Below are 1,569 nucleotides of genomic sequence, written 5' to 3'. Positions count from 1 at the left end.
CCCGACGTGTTCACCTGGCCGGCGGACGATCCCGCGCTGATCGGGTCGCGCTGCCAGCAGTGCGCGGCGGTGACCTTCCCGGAGCAGCCGTCGTGCCCGCGCTGCGGCTCGGTGGAGATGGCGCGCCACCTGCTGCCCCGCGAGGGGACGCTGTGGACCTGGACGACGCAGGAGTTCCTGCCCAAGGAGCCCTACGCCAGCGGCGAGACGCCGCAGACGTTCACTCCGTTCGCGGTCGGCCTCGTCCAGCTCGGCGACGAGGTGCGCGTCGAGGGCCGCCTCACCGTGGCCGACCCGACGCGGATCAGCTTCGGCATGCGGCTGCGGCTGGTGATCTTCCCGTTCCGCACCGACGAGGACGGCACCCAGGTGATGTCGTACGCCTTCGAGCCCGTCGAGCCCGTTGAAGGGAACCGCTGAGATGACCGACGTCGCGATCATCGGGGTGGGTATCCACCCGTTCGGACGCTTCGGCGACAAGTCGGCGATCCAGATGGGCGCCGAGGCGATCCGCGCCGCGCTCGCCGACGCCGGCGTCGAGTGGAAGCAGATCCAGTTCGCCTTCGGCGGCAGCCGCGAGGTCGACAACCCCGACGCCGTCGTCGGCCTGCTCGGCCTGACCGGCATCCCCTTCATGGACGTCTACAACGGCTGCGCGACCGCCGCCACGGCCATCGAACTGACCGCCGACGCCATCCGCGCCGGCAAGTACGACCTCGGCGTCGCGGTCGGCATGGACAAGCACAGCCACGGCGCCTTCACCGCCGACCCGGTGCACTACAGCGCGCCCAGCTGGTACGGCGACATCGGCCACTTCCTGACCACCAAGTTCTTCGGCATGAAGATCAATCGCTACCTGCACGACCACGGGATCTCCCACCAGACCCTCGCCCGGGTCGCCGCGAAGAACTACCGCAACGGCGGGCTGAACCCCAACGCGTTCCGCCGCAAGCCGCTCACCGAACAGCAGATCCTCGACTCGAAGATGCTCAACTACCCGCTGACGAACTACATGTTCTGCAGCCCCGACGAAGGCGCCGCCGCGGTCGTGCTCTGCCGCGCCGACCTCGCCCACCGCTACACCAGCCACCCCATCTACCTGCGGGCCACCGCGCTGCGCACCCGCACCTACGGCACGCACGAGGTGCACGCCACCTGGGCCGCCGTGGACCAGGCGCCGGCGCCGACGGTGTACGCGTCGCGGGCCGCCTACGAGGCCGCCGGCGTCGGGCCGGAGGACGTCGACGTCGTCCAGCTACAGGACACCGACGCGGGCGCCGAGATCATCCACATGGCGGAGAACGGCCTGTGCGCCGACGGCGAGCAGGAGAAGCTGCTCGCCGAAGGCGCCACCGAGATCGGCGGACGGCTGCCCGTCAACACCGACGGTGGCCTCATCGCCAACGGCGAGCCGATCGGCGCCTCCGGCCTGCGCCAGATCCACGAACTCGTCCTTCAGCTCCGCGGCCAGGCCGGCGAACGCCAGGTCCCCGGCACCCCACGCGTCGGCTACGCCCAGCTCTACGGCGCCCCCGGCACGGCCGGCGTCTCCATCATCACCACCTGACC

2 protein-coding genes are annotated in these 1,569 nt (G+C 70.8%); both read left to right on the top strand.

Annotated features, from left to right (window positions below):
- The coding region (locus tag MXD58_RS27260) for a Zn-ribbon domain-containing OB-fold protein (protein WP_248841483.1) at positions 1-420 on the top strand (420 nt) is incomplete at its 5' end.
- 1 nt (position 421) lies between these two features.
- On the top strand, positions 422-1,567 hold the full coding sequence (locus MXD58_RS27255; protein WP_248841482.1) for a thiolase family protein: 1,146 nt from the start codon (positions 422-424) through the stop codon (positions 1,565-1,567).
- Positions 1,568-1,569: the final 2 nt, after the last annotated feature.

The organism is Frankia sp. AgKG'84/4, from assembly GCF_023242965.2.
Lineage (GTDB): Bacteria > Actinomycetota > Actinomycetes > Frankiales > Frankiaceae > Frankia.
This window is presented reverse-complemented; position numbering and strand designations above follow the sequence as displayed.